17 protein-coding genes are annotated in these 17,197 nt (G+C 74.1%); 9 read left to right on the top strand and 8 right to left on the bottom strand.

Translation table 11 applies throughout. From position 1 onward, the window contains the following. Positions 1-18 precede the first annotated feature (18 nt). Positions 19-699 (top strand): SDR family NAD(P)-dependent oxidoreductase, encoded by a 681-nt coding sequence (locus tag QRT03_RS21070; RefSeq protein ID WP_286055015.1) that lies wholly within the window; start codon positions 19-21, stop codon positions 697-699. On the opposite strand, the gene QRT03_RS21065 is transcribed toward QRT03_RS21070, so the two are convergent. Then, positions 686-2,344, bottom strand: a complete 1,659-nt coding sequence (locus QRT03_RS21065; protein ID WP_286055014.1) for a class I adenylate-forming enzyme family protein — start codon at positions 2,342-2,344, stop codon at positions 686-688. The two genes, QRT03_RS21070 and QRT03_RS21065, sit on opposite strands and share 14 nt — an antisense overlap. A 190-nt stretch (positions 2,345-2,534) precedes the next feature. On the opposite strand from QRT03_RS21065, the gene QRT03_RS21060 reads away from it, so the two are divergent. The 5 genes from QRT03_RS21060 to QRT03_RS21040 all read left to right on the top strand — a co-directional run bounded on the left by QRT03_RS21060 (position 2,535) and on the right by QRT03_RS21040 (position 5,853). Further along, entirely contained in the window at positions 2,535-2,798 is a 264-nt protein-coding gene (locus tag QRT03_RS21060) for a hypothetical protein (protein WP_286055013.1), read from the top strand. 314 nt (positions 2,799-3,112) lie between these two features. After that, positions 3,113-3,634, top strand: a complete 522-nt coding sequence (locus QRT03_RS21055; protein WP_286055012.1) for a L,D-transpeptidase — start codon at positions 3,113-3,115, stop codon at positions 3,632-3,634. 13 nt (positions 3,635-3,647) lie between these two features. After that, positions 3,648-4,694 (top strand): PIN domain-containing protein, encoded by a 1,047-nt coding sequence (locus tag QRT03_RS21050; protein ID WP_286055011.1) that lies wholly within the window; start codon positions 3,648-3,650, stop codon positions 4,692-4,694. A gap of 95 nt (positions 4,695-4,789) precedes the next feature. Then, the gene (locus QRT03_RS21045) at positions 4,790-5,005 is read left to right on the top strand and encodes a CbtB domain-containing protein (RefSeq protein ID WP_286055010.1); all 216 of its coding nucleotides are present in this window, start codon (positions 4,790-4,792) and stop codon (positions 5,003-5,005) included. Beyond that, positions 5,005-5,853 carry a CbtA family protein gene (locus QRT03_RS21040; RefSeq protein ID WP_286055009.1) on the top strand — a complete coding sequence of 283 codons (849 nt, stop codon included), beginning with the start codon at positions 5,005-5,007 and terminating at the stop codon, positions 5,851-5,853. The genes QRT03_RS21045 and QRT03_RS21040 overlap by 1 nt, the downstream gene beginning before the upstream one ends. A gap of 58 nt (positions 5,854-5,911) precedes the next feature. Here QRT03_RS21040 and QRT03_RS21035 read toward each other — a convergent pair whose 3' ends face one another. The 3 genes from QRT03_RS21035 to QRT03_RS21025 all read right to left on the bottom strand — a co-directional run bounded on the left by QRT03_RS21035 (position 5,912) and on the right by QRT03_RS21025 (position 9,652). Beyond that, a complete protein-coding gene (locus QRT03_RS21035; RefSeq protein WP_286055008.1) occupies positions 5,912-6,448 on the bottom strand; it encodes a GrpB family protein in 537 nt (178 codons plus the stop codon). Between the two features lie 82 nt (positions 6,449-6,530). Next, on the bottom strand, positions 6,531-8,984 hold the full coding sequence (locus QRT03_RS21030; protein WP_286055007.1) for an HNH endonuclease signature motif containing protein: 2,454 nt from the start codon (positions 8,982-8,984) through the stop codon (positions 6,531-6,533). A 92-nt stretch (positions 8,985-9,076) separates the two neighbouring features. Continuing rightward, positions 9,077-9,652, bottom strand: coding sequence for a mycothiol-dependent nitroreductase Rv2466c family protein (locus tag QRT03_RS21025; protein ID WP_286055006.1), 576 nt, complete (start codon positions 9,650-9,652; stop codon positions 9,077-9,079). A gap of 9 nt (positions 9,653-9,661) precedes the next feature. On the opposite strand from QRT03_RS21025, the gene QRT03_RS21020 reads away from it, so the two are divergent. Both QRT03_RS21020 and QRT03_RS21015 read left to right on the top strand, forming a co-directional pair. After that, the gene (locus QRT03_RS21020; protein WP_425604878.1) at positions 9,662-10,015 is read left to right on the top strand and encodes a GNAT family N-acetyltransferase; all 354 of its coding nucleotides are present in this window, start codon (positions 9,662-9,664) and stop codon (positions 10,013-10,015) included. 49 nt (positions 10,016-10,064) lie between these two features. Then, positions 10,065-11,444, top strand: coding sequence for an MFS transporter (locus QRT03_RS21015; protein WP_286055005.1), 1,380 nt, complete (start codon positions 10,065-10,067; stop codon positions 11,442-11,444). Here the strand turns inward: QRT03_RS21015 and QRT03_RS21010 are convergent, their stop codons facing one another. Both QRT03_RS21010 and QRT03_RS21005 read right to left on the bottom strand, forming a co-directional pair. Continuing rightward, complete coding sequence (locus QRT03_RS21010; RefSeq protein ID WP_286055004.1) at positions 11,445-12,743, bottom strand: LCP family protein; 1,299 nt, start codon at positions 12,741-12,743, stop codon at positions 11,445-11,447. Positions 12,744-13,120: 377 nt separating this feature from the next. Next, on the bottom strand, positions 13,121-13,687 hold the full coding sequence (locus tag QRT03_RS21005) for a DUF6542 domain-containing protein (RefSeq protein ID WP_286055003.1): 567 nt from the start codon (positions 13,685-13,687) through the stop codon (positions 13,121-13,123). A 328-nt stretch (positions 13,688-14,015) separates the two neighbouring features. Here QRT03_RS21005 and QRT03_RS21000 point away from each other — a divergent pair, with 328 nt between their 5' ends. Further along, positions 14,016-15,017, top strand: coding sequence for a S1 family peptidase (locus QRT03_RS21000; RefSeq protein ID WP_286055002.1), 1,002 nt, complete (start codon positions 14,016-14,018; stop codon positions 15,015-15,017). Here the strand turns inward: QRT03_RS21000 and QRT03_RS20995 are convergent. Continuing rightward, positions 15,004-15,762: a nucleoside phosphorylase gene (locus tag QRT03_RS20995; RefSeq protein ID WP_286055001.1), complete on the bottom strand. Its 759-nt coding sequence runs from the start codon at positions 15,760-15,762 to the stop codon at positions 15,004-15,006. The two genes, QRT03_RS21000 and QRT03_RS20995, sit on opposite strands and share 14 nt — an antisense overlap. Continuing rightward, on the bottom strand, positions 15,759-17,165 hold the full coding sequence (gene xylB / locus QRT03_RS20990; RefSeq protein WP_286055000.1) for a xylulokinase: 1,407 nt from the start codon (positions 17,163-17,165) through the stop codon (positions 15,759-15,761). The genes QRT03_RS20995 and xylB overlap by 4 nt, the downstream gene beginning before the upstream one ends. Between the last annotated feature and the right edge of the window lie 32 nt (positions 17,166-17,197).

The raw sequence follows: 17,197 nt of genomic DNA, 5'->3' as shown, positions 1-17,197 counted from the left end.
CGGGCGGACGGTGGCGGCATGACCACAGCACTGATCACCGGCGCCTCCCGCGGCATCGGCGCCCACGCCGCCCGACGTCTGGCCGCGCAGGGCGTCACCGTCCTCGCCGGCTGCCGGGACCCACACGCCGCGGGCTTCACCGAGGAGAACATCCGCCCGATCGCCCTCGACGTCACCGACGACGCCTCCGTCGCCGCCGCCGTCAAGGAGGTCGAGGCCGACCTGGGGTCACTCGACGTCCTGGTGAACAACGCCGGGATCGCCGGCACGCAGACCGCGCCCGCCGACACCACCGCCGACGAGGTGCGCGACGTCCTCGAGACCAACGTCGTCGGTCCGGTCCGCGTGACCCGCGCCTTCCTGCCGCTGCTCCGGGCGTCGCAGACGCCGCGGCTCGTGATGGTGTCGTCGCAGCTCGGCTCGCTGCGCCTGATGGACGAGGGACGCTGGGAGAACTACCCGTACCTCGCCTACCCGTCGTCGAAGTCGGCGCTGAACATGCTCTCGGTGATGTACGCGAAGACGCTGCCCGACGTCCTGGTCACGGTGGTGAACCCGGGCTACACGGCCACCGAGTTCAACGACTTCCAGGGACATCAGACCCTCGACGAGGGCACGGACGCGCTGGTCGCGGCGGTGCTCGACACCGACGGGCCGTCGGGCCGGTCGCTCTCGCGCGAGGGACTCACGCCCTGGTGATCGTCTCTCGCAGGTCGCGCTTGAGGACCTTCCCGACGGCGTTGCGGGGCAGCGGTTCCGTCGTCGTCCGGACGGTCGTCGGGGCGGCGAAGGCCGCGATGCGCGAGGCGACCCGCGCGCGCAGGGCCTCCTCGTCGGGGACGTGGCCCGGCGCGTGCACGACGACCGCCGCGACCTCCTCCCCGTAGGACGGGTGCGGGATCCCGACGACCGCGGCGTCGAGGACCCCGTCCACCTCGAGCAGTTCGGCCTCCACCGCGGCGCAGTAGACGTTCTCGCCGCCGCGGATGACGACGTCCTTGAGTCGGTCGACGACCCGGATGACCCCGTCGTCGACCCGCCCCAGGTCGCCGGTGCGGAACCAGCCGTCGACGAACGCCGCGGCCGTCGCCTCCGGGGCGTTCCAGTAGCTGCGGACCACGTTGGGCCCGCGGAACCAGAGCTCACCCACCTCGCCGTCGGGAAGATCCGTTCCCGACGCCGGGTCCACGACCCGGACGTCCGCGCTGGGGACCGCGCGCCCGACGGCGTCGGGGGCCGCCACGTAGGCCTCGCCGTTGTTGAAGGCGATGCCCGACGTGGTCTCGGTGAGGCCGTAGCCGTTGCTGGGCGCGGCGACCGGTGCGGCGCGGCGGACGAGCTCGGGAGGGATCGGCGCCCCGCCCATGCCGATCCCGACGAGCGACGCCAGCGCCGGCCGGGCACCGTCGACCTCGGCGACGCGCAGCAGGTCGCTCGCGATCGTCGGCACCCCGGCCACCGTGGTGAGGCCCTCGTCCGCGATCACGCGCAGGGCCTCCCGGGCGTCCCACCGGTAGAGCGTGGCGAGGACCGAACCCGCGACGGTCGCGTTGACCATCGCGCACAGACCGGCGACGTGGAACATCGGGAACGCGAGCAGGGTGCCGGGACGCTCCGGGGGGACCACACCGGAGAGCCGCTGCCCGAGGACGGCGAGCAGCCGGCGGTTGGCGATGTCGGTGACCAGGTTGCGGTGGGTGCCGACCGCACCCTTCGGGCGTCCGGTGGTCCCCGAGGTGTAGAGGATGAAGGCGTCGTCGTCGGGGTCCGGTCGGTGCTCGGGCAGGGGGTGCGCCTCGACCTCGCCGACGAACTCCGCGAACGACGGCGAGGCGTCCCCCCGCACCGTGATGACGGGGACGTCGTCGGGGGTCACCTCGCGGAGCACCGCGGACCGCTCGCCGTCCGCGACGACGAGGCCCGGCGTGGCGTCGGCGACGGCGTGCGCGAGCTCGCTCGCCTGCCACCACGCGTTGAGCGGCACCACGACCAGCCCCGACACCCACGCGGCCCAGCACACCGCGGGCCACTCCGGGTAGTTCCGCAGGCAGACGGCGACGCGGTCCCCGGGGCGGAGGCCGTGCGCGGCGAGGCGCCGGGCGATGGTGGCCACCCGCGCCCGGTGCTCGCCGAAGGTGACCCGCTCGCCGTCGTAGAGGGTGAAGAGCCGGTCGTCGGGGACCTCGAGGCCCTCGTGCGCCTCGCGCAGCGTCCGCGGTCCGGTCACGTGCACGCGGAGCGGGACACCGCGGACCTGCGTCTCGGCGAGCTCGAACGCCCCGCCCGGGCCGGTCAGCTCCGCGATCACGTCCGTCCGCGACGGTGCGGCCTCGTCGATCGACACGAGGGCCAGTCTGCTCCCGATCGCGCGACCGCGCGGCCGTCGTGGGCGGAGTGCCCGGGTTGCCCGGAGTCGAGATGTTCGGCCAGGAGTGAGCCGGGGCACGATCGGGTACCTCGGCACATGGCCCGGGGGCGCCGTCCCGGGGCCGCGGCCCGGCGTTCCCCGTCGCCGGTCCGGTGAGGAGGCCGTCATGACCCTCGAGGCGATCCCCGGACTCGACCCGACGTGTGCTCCCCGGCGCCCCGGTCTCCCGGTCGACGGGCGCGGCGAGCTGCCCGACCCGGCGACCCTGAGCTGCCGGCTGCACAGCGCGCTCGAACGCGCCGCGGGTGCGGGCCTCGACCTCGAGCTGCACGTCGACGCCGAGCCGCTGCCCGCGCCGCAGGCCCGGGTGGTCGAGTGCGCCCGCGAGAGTGCGGCGAGCGTCGGGGTGGATCTACGCGTCGTCGCCTGAGATCGCCGGCTGACGGCTCCGTCACACCCACACGGCGGTAACCGGACCAGGTTGCCTCCGCGATCCACCGGGTTCTCACAGAATCCGTCGGCGTGTCGTCCGGTCGATCACGCAGCGTCCGCTTCGACCATCCCGGGCGGAACGTCCGGTTGATGCCCGGAGTTCGGCAGATGCCCTGCTCAGCAGGGTGTTCCCCGCTGATCATCGCGGGATCTCGCGGTGCACACTCCTCGGCGCCCGGCCGCAACGAACTCGCTCCGTGAGCGTTGGAGGGGCCGAGCACTCCGCATCACCGACCGCGAAGGAACCACACCATGGGTCGTCACCACCGGGCCGCGTCCTCCCTCACAGGTGGGTCGGGCGCGCGACTGCGGGTGGGCGTCGGATCGATCGGGGCCGTGGGCGCGAGCCTGCTGGCCATGGGCGCGCCGGCCGTCGCGGCCCCGGCGGCGGCCCCGGCGCCGGCCTCGTCGAACGACAGCGCCACCCCGTGCGCCCCGACCGCCAAGGCGTGCGTCGACATCTCGGCGAAGAAGGCCTGGCTGACCGACGGCCACGGCAAGGTCCTCTACGGGCCCGTCCCGATCACCACCGGGGGCAAGGGCTACGAGACCCCGACCGGCACCTTCTCGGTGATGTGGAAGGACAAGGACCACACGAGCGACGAGTACGACGGCGCCCCGATGAACAACTCGGTGTTCTTCGCGCCGGGCGACGCGTTCCACGAAGGGAGCCTGCAGCGTGACTCGGCGGGCTGCGTGCACCTCTCGCACGACGCGTCGGAGAAGTTCTTCGACACCCTGAACGTCTACGACCAGGTGCAGATCGTTCCCTGACACCCTGTGCCCCATGACCGCCAGCCCTGACGAGCGCGACGAGCGCATCGCCCTGCTCCTGGACTACGAGAACCTCGCGATCGGGGCCAGGGAGGGGCTGGGGGTCTCGCCGTTCGACCTCGGCCCCGTCGCCGACGCGCTCGCGGTGCGCGGGCGCGTCGTGGCCCGGCGCGCGTACGCCGACTGGTCCTCGTTCGACGACGACCGTCGGCTCCTCGCGCGCGCCCAGGTGGAGCTGATCGACATCCCGCAGCGACTCGGCGGCTCCCGCAAGAACTCCGCGGACATCAAGATGGCCGTGGACGCGATCGAGATCGCCTACGAGCGCTCCTGGGTGACGACGTTCGCCATCGGCACCGGTGACTCCGACTTCACCCCGCTCGTGCACAAGCTCCGCGAGCTCGACAAGCGGGTCATCGGCATCGGGGTGGCGTCGTCGACCTCGCGTCTGCTCCCGCCCGCGTGCGACGAGTTCCTCTACTACGACCGTCTCGTCGAGGCCGCGCCGACGGCGGCGGAGGAGCCCGCACCCGCCGTCGGGAAGACCGCGGAGCCGGCGGAGACCGACGGCACCCCGGACGACGAGGCCGTGGACCGGCTCGTCACGCGGACCCTGTCCGGGCTCGCGCGCCGTGGCGACGGGCCGGTGCTCGCGTCGCGGCTCAAGCGCGCGATCCTGCGGCAGGACCCCACCTTCGACGAGGCCGAGCACGGGTTCCGCGGGTTCGGGGAGCTCCTGCGGCACCTGGCCGACCGCCGGATCGTCGCGTTGGGGGAGGGCTCGGCGCACGGTGACCCCGAGGTGAGCTTCCCGGTGGACGAACCCGCCGAGGACGACGCGTTCCGGCTGCTGGCCGACGTCGTCGGGGAGCTGGCCCGGGGCGGTGGGGTGCCGCTGTCGGGGCTGAAGGACCAGGTGCGCAAGCGGCGGCCGGGGTTCAGCGAGAAGACCTACGGATTCGCGTCGTTCCTGTCGTTCGCGAAGGCGGCACGGGCGCGTGGCGTGGTGCGGATGGAGTGGGACGAGGCGGCGGGGGACTGGCGCCTGTCGCCGGCGTGAGTCTCCCGATAGTTCATCGGTTACTGAGGTATTGACCGTGTGAATCAGTGGACCTAGCGTCGCGGTACTGCTTCCCGACCCCCGAGGAGACCTCCGTGACCACTGCCGGCGCCACCGCACGCGCGCGGGCCACCGCGACCACCGCGGTCGGCGACATGCCCTACCTGATCGGCTCGCTCGTGGTCGGCCTGCTGCTCTTCTACTTCATCGGGTTCGACGAGGGCGCCGCCACCTCGCTCTTCGGCAACACGACGGTGGTCCACGAGTTCGTGCACGACGCCCGGCACTTCCTGGGCTTCCCGTGCCACTGATGCACGCGAAGGCGGTCGTCCCCCGGGCCGCGCTCGCGGGCGCGGTCGGGGGCGTCGTCGCCTGGCTGTTCGCCCTCGTGTTCGCGGAGCCGCTGATCCAGGCGGCCATCGACTACGAGGGCGAGCGCGGCGAGGCCGAGGCCGCTCTCGACGCGGCCGCGGGGATCGCGCCGCCCGAGGAGGGTCCGGAGATCTTCAGTCGGACCGTCCAGGGCGTGTGGGGCATCGGCGTCGGGATGATCGTGGCCGGCGTCGCCCTGGGCCTGTTGTTCGCAGTCGTCTACACCCTGCTGCAGGGCAAGGTGTCGGTGCGCCCGCGAGTACTGGCGCTGCTCGTGGCCGGCGCCGGATTCCTGACGTTCTACGCGACGCCGTTCGTGAAGTACCCCGCGAACCCGCCGGCCGTCGGCCACGACGAGACGATCGGCGACCGGTCGGGGCTCTTCCTGGTGATGGTCGTCGGATCGATCGTGTTCCTCGTCGCGGCGGTGTTCGTCGTCCGGGCCCTCCGGGAGCGCCTCGGGCTGTGGAACGCGGTCCTCGTGGGCGGCGTGGCGTACATCGTGCTGTCCGGGATCCTCATGGCGGTGCTGCCGTCGTTGGGTGAACTCGCCGCCAACGTCGCGACCTACGGGCCCGCCGACTCGGAGACCCCGCAGCCGCTGCGGGACCCGGCGGGGACGATCGTCTTCCCCGGATTCGACCCGGACCTCCTCTACTCGTTCCGGGTCTACGCGATCACCGCGCAGGCGATCGTGTGGGGCCTGCTGGGGCTCGTCTTCGGTGCCCTGGCCGAGCGGGCGACCGGTTCTGCCTCGGTCGAGACGCGGGAGAGCGTCCAGGCCTGATCTGCTGTTCCCGACGGCGGGTGCGACTCCGGTCGCGCCCGCCGTCGTGCTGTCCGGGTCATGTCGCGCGCCGGATGAAGGCCTGCTTGGACGCGGTGTAGGCCTCGCGGTCGTCGTGGTGGGCCTCGGCCGAGCGCCGTTTCAGGGCGGCGTACTCGGCACGGAGGTCCGGCTCGGCGCGCAGTCGGTCGCGGAAGCGGATCTGCTGGTCCCACCGCGGCTCACCCGGGGGCATCAGGTGGAGGTGGGCCAGGCGGGTCTGCTCCTCGTCGTCGACCCGCACGAAGAACCAGCGCCAGGGCCGGTCGTCGAGCTCGCGGGGGACGAACCGCCAGCCGGTCGTTCCGGCTGCTCCGACAACGGCCGCCACCGCCGTCGCCGGATGCTCGGCCCGCGCCTGCAGATCGACGATCGGCTTCGCGGGCAAGCCGGGGACCGCCGTCGAGCCGACGTGCAGGACCTCGCCGAGCAGGCGGTCAGTGAACAGGGCGCGCACTTCGCCGGCGTACCGGGCGGCCTTCGCCGCCCACGTCGGGTCGTGCTCGACGAGGTGGACCGGTTCGACGGCCCACGCGGGGAGCTGCTCGCGGTTCACAGCTCTACGGATACACGGCGGCGGCGGTCGAAGGCGGCCGGTGTCTCCGCACATCGCGGACACCCCATGGCGTTCTCGGCGACTAGAAGGGCGGGTCGCCGTCGTAGGGGCTGGGTGGCCGGCCTTGCTCGGCGCGTCGTCGGCGGTCGATGTCGGCGATGGTGGTGCGGGCGGCGTCGGTGATGCGGCCGTGTCTGTCGCGTCGTGGTCGCCATGGTGTGTCGGGGCGAGGGGCGTGCGAGGGCTCGGTCAGGCCGTGGTCGTAGGGGCGGCGCGGTATGGGGGGCAGGGGCTGGTAGCGCGGCGCGCCGAGGGTGTGGTGGGTGCCGGTCGGAGAGGTCCACACGAACTGTCCTGCTCGGGGTTGGTGCGCGGTCCAGCCGGTGGCCGGTTCGTGTTTGCGCTGATGGTCGCCGAGGCACAGCGCGCCGAGGTTGTCGGCCTGGGTCGGCCCACCGAGGGTGTGATCCCAGGTGTGGTCGATCTGGGCGGCCACGGCGGGTCGGGTGCACATCGGGAACCGGCAGGTCCGGTCGCGGGCGTGGATCCAGCGGGTCAGCTCGGCGCCGGGGAACCGGTGGCCGGCTTCGGCGCGGGTCGCCGCGGGGTGCTGGTCGGGTGGGCGGGCGCGGGCGGCGGCCAGGGCGGTGCGGGCGCGGCGGGCGAGCTCGGCGTACACCCCGATCAGCTCGTCGTGCGGGTCGAGGGTGTCGAGGTCGCTGGTGTGCGCCGTCAGTTCGACGATGTGGCGGCGATAGCGGGGGTCGGCTCGGGCCATGTGCGGGGCGCGGAGGAGCAGGACGTGTTCGATTCGACCGTCGGGGTCGTAGAGCAGCACCCGCCACTGGGCGCAGGTGCGGGTCCACGCGAGGTGGTGGGCGTCCAGGCCGGTCAGGGCGCCCTGAGGTAGGCGCCCGTGGCCCCAGGACAGACCGAGCACGGTGCCCAGGGTGGTGCGCAGCACCGAGGGCGTGAACACCAGCCCACGCGAGGTCCACCGCCCACCCGGAGGTGGGTCGGTCCTGGGGTCCGGCTCGTCCAGGGGCGGTGGGGCCGGTGGTGGGTCGCCGGGACGCCACCCCGACCGCGGCGGGTCACCGGGGCCCTCGACGGGGTCGAGTTCGAGTTGCTCGCCGGGCGGGTTGTCGACCCGCCCGCGCACAGCCCCTCCCCGGACACCGGTGTCGTTCGGACTGGTGGCGCCGCGGTCGGTAACGGCGGCCTGCGCACCGCGAGCCTCAGCGCCGCCTGTCTCGACGCGGTCGTCGTCGCTGGATTCATCGCCGGGTCCGCCTGCCGGGCGGGCAGCTGAGCGGCCACCCCCTTCAGGGGAGCCACTGGAGCCAAGATCCGGTTCGTCGCCGGGCTCGCTGGCACTGCGAGGGCCGTCGGAGGGGCTGCCGTCATCGGAGGGGCGGGCGAGGTCGTCAAGATCGGGCACATCCGGCTCGGGCCGGTCATCGCCGGAGCTGCTCGGCCCGTCGCCCAGGCCACCGGGGCCACCGGGGCCGACCGGCCCGCCGTCCGGCTCGTGCGGTTCGCCGCCAGGGCCGTCGGCCGGGCCCTGCGGGCCGTCGTCGTCCGGGCCGCCGTCGTCAAGATCGGGATCGTCGGCCGGGCCGTCGTCGGCCGGGCCGTCGTCGGCCGGGCCGTCGTCGGCCGGGCCGTCGTCGTCCGGGCCGTCGTCGTCCGGGCCGTCGTCGAGGTCGGGGCCGTCGTCGGTGTCGTGGGCAGATGGGTGGGTCAGCTCGGCGGTGACGTACTCGACGATCGCCAGGTCGTCGGCCCCGGCGGGGCAGCCGTGCATCAACCGCAGCATCACCTGCGCCTGCACCCGCCCGACCGGCACGTCCTGGCCCGCGCCGCGCAGCCGGGTCCAGACCTCCTCGGCCAACGCCGCGAGCCGCTCGTAGGCCGGCACCGCCATCTGCGGGTCCAGGTCCCACCCGTGGATCTCCGCCGCCCCCGACGGCGCGATCCGCGTGGTGACCCGCGCCCGCGCCACCGCCGCCCGGCGCCGGTTCTCGGCCCCCAGCGGGTCGACGTCCTTCACGGCCTCGGCGATCCGCTGCTCGAGCTCCCACACCCCCAGCCGCGGGGCCGCCTCGACGAGCCGGTCCACCACCGTCGAGGCCTGCTCGTCGGTGACGTCGCGCAGCCCGGAGACGAACCGGGCCACCTTCGACTCCTGCACCCGCCCCTCACGCATCGCCTCACCGAGGCGCGGCAACCGCACCAGCGCACCCTCGGCCAGCTCGACCCGCGAGGCGGCCATCGACACCGACCACCCCAACGGGACCCCGACCGCCCGCGGATCGGGGTCCAGCGCCCGCTCCACCCGGTCGGCCCGAGCCCGGGCTACGTGGTGGATCCAGCACAGCACCCGCCACTCGTCGTGGATCAGCCGGCGGTGCCAGGCCACCAACCCGGCCTCGGCGTCCTGCCCCACGGACCCGGCCGGGTCCCCGAGCGGCACCGCGGGCAGGGGGTCGTCGAACGACCACCCGTCCACCGCGAAGCCCACCTCGACCGCCATGATTCGAACACTAGATCGAACCCCCGACAGTCACGCCCGAGAAAGCCCAGGTCGGCCCACCCGCGCTGATGTGATCCGCGACACAATCGAGGTCACTTGAACGACAGACCGCCCGAGCGCGTCCGCTTGAGCTCGCAGAAGCCGGGGGCGCCGGCGAGCGCCACCGCCCCGTCGAACACGTCGAGCGCGTCCTGCCCGCGCGGCACCGCGCCCAGCACCGGACCGAAGAACGCGACGTCGTCGACGTGGATCACGGGCGTCCCGACGTCCAGTCCCACCGGCTCCATGCCCTCCCCGTGGCTGCGCCGCACCTCGTCGTCGAACGACGCGTCGTCCGCCGCGCCCAGCGACGACGAGAGGTCCATCGCGGCCAGGACCTGCCGCAGGACCTCGTCCCGCCCCCGGACGCCGTCGCGGTGGTAGAGCCCGCCGAAGCGCGACATGAACTCCGGCAACCGCTCTCCGACCGCCACCCCCACCCGCACCGGTCGCCACGCGCTCTCGGTGCCGCGGGCGGACTCCGGTTCGCGGTCCGGATCGGCCTCGCCCAGCACCGCGAGGCTCATGATCCGGACGTCCACCTCGAACCCGCGGAGCGCCGCGACCTCGTCGAGCCAGCGCAGGGCGAGGTAGGCGAAGGGGCAGACGGGGTCGACATAGAGTCGCACCCGATCAGCATGACCGAGGAGGCCCCCGACATGTCCGACGAGCCCGACGTCCTCGACGTCCCCGAGCGGCACCGCTACGAGATCCGCGTGGACGGCGAGACCGCAGGGTTCGCGGAGTACGCGCTGCGCACCGACCCGCACGGGGACGGCGAGACGATCGCGTTCGTCCACACCGAGGTCGACGACGCCCACGCCGGCCAGGGGCTCGCCGGCAAGCTCGCCCGCGCCGCCCTCGACGACGCCCGCGCGCGCAGGCTCGCGGTCCTGCCATTCTGCCCGTTCATCCGGGGCTGGATCTCCAAGCACCCGGAGTACGTCGAACTCGTCCCCACCCGCCGTCGGGAACAGTTCGACCTCGCCTGACCCGAGGCGTAGTTTCTTGCGCTCAGCACCGAGCGCGAGGAGGCGCGGCATGGCCACGGACGCCGGATCCTTCCGGACGGCCGGCGCGAGCGCGGCCCTGGAGAACCTGCCGCTGTCGCGCTGGCACCGCACGATCGTCGTGCTCGTGGGCATCGGCTCGTTCTTCGACCTGTACGAGGTCTTCCTCGGCGGGGTGCTCGCCCCGATCCTCGCCAAGGAGTTCGCGCTCGGCTCGGCCGGCAAGGCTGCCGTCGTCGCGAGCGGCTTCCTCGGGATGTTCGTGGGCGCGAACGTGCTCTCGGTGCTGGCCGACCGGCTCGGACGGCGCCGGGTGTTCCTGCTGAACCTGGTGACCTACAGCCTGTTCAGCCTGCTCGCCGCCTTCTCCCCGAACATCGAGACGTTCCTGGCGCTGCGCTTCCTCGCGGGCATCGGTCTGGGCTGCGAGCTGGTGCTGGTGGACACCTACCTCGCCGAGTTCCTCCCCGCCCGGCACCGCGGGCGCTATATCGCCTGGGCCTACACCGTCGGTTTCCTCGGGGTGCCGGTCGCGGCGCTGCTCGGCGGCAAGCTGGTCGCGGCGCAGGAGATCGCCGGGGTCGAGGGCTGGCGCTGGCTGCTGGTGGCGGGTGCGCTGGGGGCGCTGTTCGTCATCGTGATGCGGCGGGTGCTCCCGGAGTCGCCGCGGTGGCTGGAGTCGCGCGGACGGTTCGAGGAGTCCGAGGCGACGGTGCGGGCGATCGCAGCGAAGGTCGGGCGACCGGAGGCGGTGGACGACCTCCCGCCCCGCGAGGCGCCGACCGAGCGGGGCCGCGAGCGGTCCACCGGCGAGGTCCTGCGGATCGCCTTCACCGACTACCGCCGGCGCACCGTCATGCTCTTCGTCTTCCAGATCCTGCAGACGGTGGCCTACTACGGCTTCGGCACGCTCGCGCCGCTGGTGCTGGTGGCGAAGGGGTTCGAGGTCACCGAGTCGCTCGGGTACGCGGCCCTGAGCTTCGCGGGCTACCCGATCGGCTCGCTGCTCTCGGTGCCCCTGGTGGAGCGGTTCGAACGCAAGTACCTGATCATCGCGTCGGCGCTCACGATCGCGGTCTTCGGCATCGTCTTCGCGGCGGCGGCCACACCGTGGTTGATCGTGGCGGCGGGCTTCCTGCTCACGACGGCGAGCAACGTCTTCTCGAACGCGTTCCACATCTACCAGGCCGAGATCTTCCCGACGTCGATCCGCTCCACGGCCTCCGGCGTCGCCTACTCGCTGTCGCGCGGCACGTCGGTCGTCCTGCCGTTCATCGCCGTCCCGCTGCTCGCGACGGCGGGCCCGGTCTGGGTGTTCGGTGGCTCCGCGGTGCTGATCGTGTTGCTCTGCCTGGACGTCGGCCTGCTCGGCCCGCTCACCAACGGGCGGGCCCTGGAGGAGGTCGGCTGATCAGTTGACGCAGGGCACCGTCGGAGCGGCGGCGGTCCCGGCGTCCTCCGCCGGCACCGCGGGCGCGGCGCTGGTCTTCGGCGCCCGGCTCCCGGGGGACGAACCACTGGACGCGGCCCCCGACGACGAGCCTCCCGCGGCCTTCGGGGCGGGCGTCTCCTCGGTCCGGCCGGAGATCGTGTCGGAGATGTAGTCCTGGACCTTGTCCGGCTCGACCTGCACCGCCTCGCCGTCCTCCTCGGTGTCGTAGCTCGCGGACTTGATCGGGATCGTGTGGAACCCGATCGAGCCGGAGCTGACGCCCTGCAGCTGGGCGGCGAGGTCGAGGACGTCGAGCTGCCGGTCGACGGTGACCGCCTTGTCCACGGCGTCGACGAGGGCGTTGCGCTTGGTCGAGTCGGTCAGCGTGTCCGACGAGAGCACGGTGCGGGCCATGCTCGAGAGGAAGACCTGCTGGCGGCGGGCCCGGTCGAGGTCGCCGCCGGGGAGCCCGTGCCGCTGCCGGACGAAGGCGAGGGCCTGCGGGCCGGCCACCGTCTGCTGCCCGGCCGAGAACTTCGCCCCGGAGAACGAGTCGTTCACGGCCTTGTTCAGGCACACCGGCACGCCGCCGATCGCCTCACTGATCTGCGCGAAGCCGGCCAGGTTGACCGCGCCGAAGTGGGTGATCGTGAGGCCGGTGAGGCCCTCGACGGCCCCGATCGTCGTCCGCGCGCCCGCCGCGCCGGACTGCACCGCGAGCTCACTGCCGCTCACCCCGTCGGCCCGCAGCTTCTGGCGCTCGGCGTTCGACCCGTACGCGTACGCCGAGTTGATCTTGTGCTGTCCGAAGCCGTCCGGCAGCTCGACGTAGGAGTCGCGGGGGATCGAGAACCCCGTCGCGGGACCGCCGCCCCCGGGGATGTGCAGGACGATGATGGTGTCGGCCGAGTCGCCGCCGGCATCGCTGCCGCCCGCGTTGAGCGAGGCCAGGACGTCCTTGGGCAGCGGGTTGCCGAACGAGTCGGTCCGGGTGTCGAGCCCGACGAGCAGGATGTTCTGGTCGGTCCCGAACACCGAGCCGAACGACGTCGAGATGACGTCGACGCGCGAGAGCCCGGAGTCGAAGGTCCGGGCGGCCAGCACCGTGCCGCCGGAGAGCAGCAGCACGACCACGGACGCCGCGGCGAGGACCAGCAGCAGCACCCGGTTCGTCCCGACGGTACGGAGCCGCTCCAGCAGCGCCTGCGGGCCTCCCGACGGCGGGTGCTCCCGGCCGGGAGGGTCGTCCGGGTCCCCGACGCCGGGGGCGGGAGCCACGCGCGTCGGGGTGGGGGCGGGACGACGGGGCCCCGCGCCCGCTCCCACGGGTGGGCCCGGGGGAGGGGGCGGACCACCGGACGGGCCGCCCGGGCCGCGACCCCCGGCGGGTGGTGCCCCGGGGCCGGGCCGCGGACCACCGCCACCTCCGGGGCCGGGCGCCGGACCAGGGCGGGGTGCGGGCGGCGAGCCGGAGGGCCCGGGACGGCCGGGCTGGGCGGGACGGCCGGGCTGAGCCGGACCGCCGGGCTGGGCGGGACGGCCGGGCTGAGCGGGACCGCCGGACGGGGCCGCCGCCGGACCGCCGCCGTCAGGACGGGTCGCGCGGCGTCCGGGCAGGCGGAACTGGCCGGGACGCTCCGGTTCCTCGTCGGCCATCACGCATTCCTCACACCGCGGACGGCACCGAGTACCGAGAAACTCGGATCGGCCTCACGGCGACGGAGGAATCCGAGGATCGCGCACGCGACGAACGCCACGAGCATCCACCAGAACAATTGTGCGAGCGGGGCGAACACCCCGAGGACGAACAGCGTCGTGCTGGTCGCGTTCCCGGAGAGGACGGCGGAGACGGCCAGCCCGAGGAACGCCACGACCGGCGCCTGCACGGCGGGCACGAGCACGCCGTCGGCCCGGACCGCGCACACCGCGAGCAGGCACACCACCAGGTAGCCGACCGGGAACAGCAGGCCGAGCAGCCCGGCGCGTTGCTGCAGGAACCACGCCAACAGGCTGGTCACGACCAGTGCGGCGACCGACAGCAGCGGCCAGGGGAAGCCGGGCCCGACCGCGAACCGGCCGGGCTGCCGGGGTCGGCCGCCCGCCGGCGGACCCTCGCCCCCGGGCCGACGTGTCCCGCGGGACCACGAGCCGGACGGCCACCGCGACGGCGACGACGGGCGGCCCCCTCCGCCGCTCGGTCGCGGGCTCCACCGGTCGGCCACGCCCGTCACGATAGCCGAGCCCCCCGATCGCGCTCCGACGGCGTCCGGAAACTATTTCCCGACACCCGTCCTCCATTCCCGACGACGGATCCGTGCGCCATTCCCGGCGCATTCCCTCCGCTGGTCCCCGTCGCCCGTCCGGGGACGACCCGGGCGCGCCGCCCGCCGTACCCCTAGGCTGTGTGGAGCTGCTGATTAGTACGAACGGCGTAACGCTGATGGATCGCCGATCGACACACACCGTGCTCGATCGCTCACTGACGGTGCGACGTCCACACCCCGGAGGCGTCCGTCGGACTGGGCGCCCGCCCCGACCCGGAGGACCCACGTGCCCGTCAGGAAGCCCACCCGGACGGCGTCGGCCGCGATCGCCCTCGCGCTGGTGACCCTCATCGCCACCGCGGTGCCCGCCCTCGCCGCACCGGCACCACCGGGGCCCACCCCGCCACCCCTGCCGTCGGGACCGGGGTCGACCGACCGGCACACGTCGGTCGAGCCACGCGCCGGCCAGGCCGCGAAGCAGCGGATGGACGCCCGGCGTGGCCGCGTCCCCGCCAACGTCACCGCCTGGTACGTCGATCCCGCCACGAACCAGACCGTGGTCGCCGTCGTCGGGCCCGCCACGCGGGCGGCGACCGACTTCGCCGCGGACGAGAACCCCTCGGCCGTGCGGGTGCAGCCGATGTCCGCACCGGTGAAGCCCCTCGCGGCGGCACCGCTGGTCGGCGGGTCCGCGATCACCACCGTGACCAGCTCGCAGACCACCGGCGGCACCACGACGACGAGCGGCCTGCGCTGCTCGGACGGCTGGTCGGTGCGGCGCGGCACCACCACCTACCTGCTGACCGCGGGCCACTGCACGCAGAACTCGACGACCTGGTCGGGCGCGAACCGGCAGGAGATCGGCCGGGTCGTCCGCACCCAGTGGCCGAGCGCGGACTACGGGCTGATCCAGGTGACGAACACCGCGGCCTGGCGCGGCAGCGGCCAGGTCCAGGGCGGCCCGACGGTCACCGGGGCCACCGAGGCGCCGGTCGGCACGCAGGTCTGCCGGTCCGGCTCGACATCGGGCTACCGCTGCGGGGTGGTCCAGGCGAAGAACGTCACGGTCAACTACGGCGGCGGTGTCGTCGTCCAGGGCCTCACGCAGACCAGCGCGTGCGCCGAGTCCGGCGACTCCGGCGGGTCGTTCCTCGCCCCGGGCACCAAGCAGGCCCAGGGCATCCTGTCCGGCGGCACCGGGAGCTGCACGAGCGGCGGCACCAGCTACTTCCAGCCGCTGCGCCCGATCCTGAACCAGTTCGGGCTGACCCTGGTCACCGGGAGCTGACGAGGACGTCCACGAGGGCGGCCCGGGCCTCGGCGGCCGTGGTCCAGCGTCGGTGGTCCCACTCCTCGCCGGCCAGCGAGTCCCCGGCGAACAGCACCTGGGAGAACGCCACCCCGCGGTAGCGGGCCACGGCGACGAGCGCCGAGGCCTCCATCTCGACGGTCAGGCAGCCCTCGTCCCGACGGCGATCGGTGCGGGTCCGGGTCTCGCGGTACACCGCGTCCGTGGTCCAGGTGCGTCCGACGGTGTGCGCGACGTCCGCCGCGTGCAGGGCGGCCACCAGCGCGTCCACGCCCTCCGGGTCGGCGTCGACGACACGGCCGGCCGCGAGGTAGTGGAACGACGTCCCCTCGTCGCGCAGCGCCGAGGACACCACCACGGCGTGCCCGAGCACGAGGTCGGGCACCAGCACCCCGGCCCCACCGACCGCGGTGAACCGTCGGCCCCCGAGCACGATCAGCTCCTCGAGGCTGGCCGCCGCCATCGGCGCGCCGACCCCGGGGTGCGCGACCGCGACCGTGCGCCCGTCGGCGTGCGGCACGCCGTACACGGGGGAGCGGCCGTTCTCCGAGTGCAGGGCGGCGATCTCCGGGTGCTCCTGCGCGAGCGCGGCCATCACCTCGGGGAAGAAGCACAGCACCACGTCGGGCGGCACGTTCCCGTGGGTGCGCATCGCGCCCGGCGCGATGATGCCGGGCTGGTCCAGGTCGTCCTCGGCGAGGGGGATGACGGCGGGTTCGCTCACCCGGTGATCGTCGCGTAGGCCTCCCGCACCCGCCGGGCCGCCTCGCGGTCGGCGTCCGTGGCCTCGACCACGGCGTCGCGCGCGATCCGCCACTCCGGCTCGGTCCCGGTGAGCGCCCACGCGGCCTGCCGGGCGGCGCCCAGGGCGACGTACTCCGCGGGCGCGAGCACCTCGACGTCGAGGCCGAACACCGCGGGGGCGATCGTCGAGACCGCCCGGGACCGGCTGCCGCCGCCGATCAGCAGGACCTTCGAGCCCTCGATGCCGACGTCCGCGAGCGCCTCGACGCCCGCCGCGAGCCCGCACAGCATGCCCTCCACGGTGGCCCGCGCGAGGTTCTCCCGCGTGCCGTTGGCGTTGGTCAGCCCCGCGATCGTGCCGGTGGCGTCCGGGCGGTCCGGGGTGCGCTCGCCCTCGAGGTACGGGACGAGCACGAGCCCTCCGGCCCCCGGCTCCGCCGCCAGCGCCAGCTCGTCGAAGCCGCCCGGGTCGACCCCGAGCAGCGTCGCCCCGACCCCGAGCACCCGGGCCGCGTTCAGGGTGCAGACCAGCGGCAGGTAGCGGCCCCGCGCGTCCGCGAACCCGGCGACGAGGCCGCTCGGGTCGGCGGTCGGCTTCTCGGCGGCGGCGAACACCGTGCCCGAGGTGCCGATCGAGACGATCAGCTCCCCGGGCGCGGTGCCGATCGCCAGGGCCGCCCCCATGTTGTCGCCCGTGCCCGGCGCCACCACCGCGCCGGGCACCGGCCCGTGCTCGTGACCCCGCCCGAGCGCCTCGCCCGGCGCCGCCACCCGGGGTACGTCCAGCGCGCGGCCGAAGGCGAGCTCGAGCAGGTCGGGCCGGTAGTCCTCGGAGTGCGGCGACCAGTACCCGGTGCCGGAGGCGTCTCCGCGATCGGTGACGGCCTCGACCCCCGCGCGGGCGCCGCCCCGGAGCCGCCAGGTGAGCCAGTCGTGGGGCAGCATCACGGCCCGGGCCCGCTCGGCGTTCTGCGGCTCCGCCCGCGCGGTCCAGCGCAGCTTCGTCGCGGTGATGCTGGCGACCGGCACGGTGCCGACGGCATCCGCCCACGCGGCGGCGCCCCCGAGCTCGGAGATCAGGTCCTGGGCGGCGTCGGCGGAGCGGTTGTCGTTCCACAGCAGCGCGTCGCGGACGGGCTCGCCGCGCTGGTCGGTGAGCACCATGCCGTGCTGCTGGCCCGCGACCGCGATCGCGCCGACGTCGTCGGTGCCGACCTCGCCGAGCGCCTCGGTCAGCGCCGTCCACCACGCGCGGGGGTCGACCTCGGTGCCCTCCGGGTGCGCGCGGCGGGCCTCGCGGACCACCGACCCGTCGTCGGGATCGACGACGACCACCTTGGTCGCCTGGGTGGACGAGTCGACGCCTGCGACGTAGGAGGGCATGCGCCCATGTGAGCATCAACCCGGCGTCGACA

It is taken from the genome of Actinomycetospora termitidis, assembly GCF_030286555.1.
Taxonomy (GTDB): Bacteria; Actinomycetota; Actinomycetes; order Mycobacteriales; family Pseudonocardiaceae; genus Actinomycetospora; species Actinomycetospora termitidis.
This window is presented reverse-complemented; position numbering and strand designations above follow the sequence as displayed.